Raw genomic sequence first — 1435 nt, 5'->3', positions numbered from 1 at the left:
TCCTACTGATTACCCACATCTTTTAGATAAGATAAAAAAAATTAAGAACTTGTAGCATGGAAATGTTTTTAGGTATAGAAAAAAAATATCTGTTCACAATTTGGGAGATTATCGTTTAAATAAACGTTTGTCCAAGCTATGTACACAATTTATGATAGGAGATGCTAGTATGCCTTTGATGCTTTGCAATCGAGGAGCTACCAAAGCTTACTACCGTTTTATAAATAATAAGAAGGTGCAAAATGATGATTTAGTTGCTATTTTTCGTTCTTATAGTGATGACTTAGTGGCCGATTGTAAAGTAATCCTAGCCCCTCAAGACACCACAGAATTAGACTATACCACTAATCGGAGTTCAGCTAATTTAGGCTGTATGGAATATGCTAATCGCAAGGGCATGTATTTGCATAATCAACTGTTAATGAACCAACAAGGAGTGGTATTAGGTATCTTTTCACAAGATTTTCACAGTCGTAGTGCTGAAAGTTTAGGGCAAGGGCTTAAGCGTAAATATGCTAATATAGCAGATAAAGAGAGTTATCGCTGGCTAAGTAATTTCATGAAGTTACAAGAGCATTTCGCTAGCCAAAGTGATAAGACTATTTATAGCATCTCTGATAGAGAAGGCGATGTTAGTGAATTATTATGTGCTCAACGCTATGAACATATTCATTATATTATTCGCAGTTGTAACAATCGTCAATCTGCCGATAATCAAGGTACATTGTTAGATGTTTTACAGAGACAGCCTGCAGATTTTTGTTATGAGCAAGAACTTATAGATAGACAAGGGCACAAGCGAATGGCTCGTTTATGGGTACGCTACAGTCCTTTTGTCAGTAATGCACCTTATCGCAAGAATGGTGCTAAGCTTTCTGCTAGAGTGTGGGTGATAGAAACTAAAGAAGAAAATCCACCTCAAGGACAAGAGCCTATTAGTTGGCGTTTGCTATGTAGTCAAGCAGTAGAAGATGCTCAGACAGCACGCAAGATGATTGGTTATTATGCTCACCGATGGGGTATAGAACGTTTCCATTATGTCTTAAAGCAAGGACGCAAAATAGAAGATTTACAAATTGAGCATGAAGAGGCACTTAAAAAGGCTATTATCCTTCAATCGTGGATAGCCTTGAAAGTCTGCACTTTATGTTATGATATTCGTAGTAACCCAGAAGAGAGTATAGCCAAAGTAGGTTTTGATAAACAGGATTATGAGTTAGCTTATCAATACCTTACGGTCATAAAAAACAATAAGATTATCAAACAAGCAGCGCCTAAATTAATAGACTTTGCTCGTTTGATAGCCATGATAGGAGGAAGTCTTTTACAGAAAAACAGACCCTTGGGATGTGTTACACTGTGGAGAGGATTCCAAAAATTTCAAACTATTAAAGAAATATATAACATCAATACTTATGGGTAATCAGTAGGACTT

Annotated in this window: 1 protein-coding gene; it reads left to right on the top strand. The window is 36.4% G+C overall.

The features are described from left to right. Nucleotides 1-100 precede the first annotated feature (100 nt). On the top strand, nucleotides 101-1423 hold the full coding sequence (locus VB264_RS24965; protein ID WP_323254116.1) for an IS4 family transposase: 1323 nt from the start codon (nucleotides 101-103) through the stop codon (nucleotides 1421-1423). Nucleotides 1424-1435 lie beyond the last annotated feature (12 nt).

Origin of the sequence: Arcicella aquatica (assembly GCF_034928825.1) — a bacterium.
GTDB classification, from domain to species: Bacteria; Bacteroidota; Bacteroidia; order Cytophagales; family Spirosomataceae; genus Arcicella; species Arcicella aquatica.
This window is presented reverse-complemented; position numbering and strand designations above follow the sequence as displayed.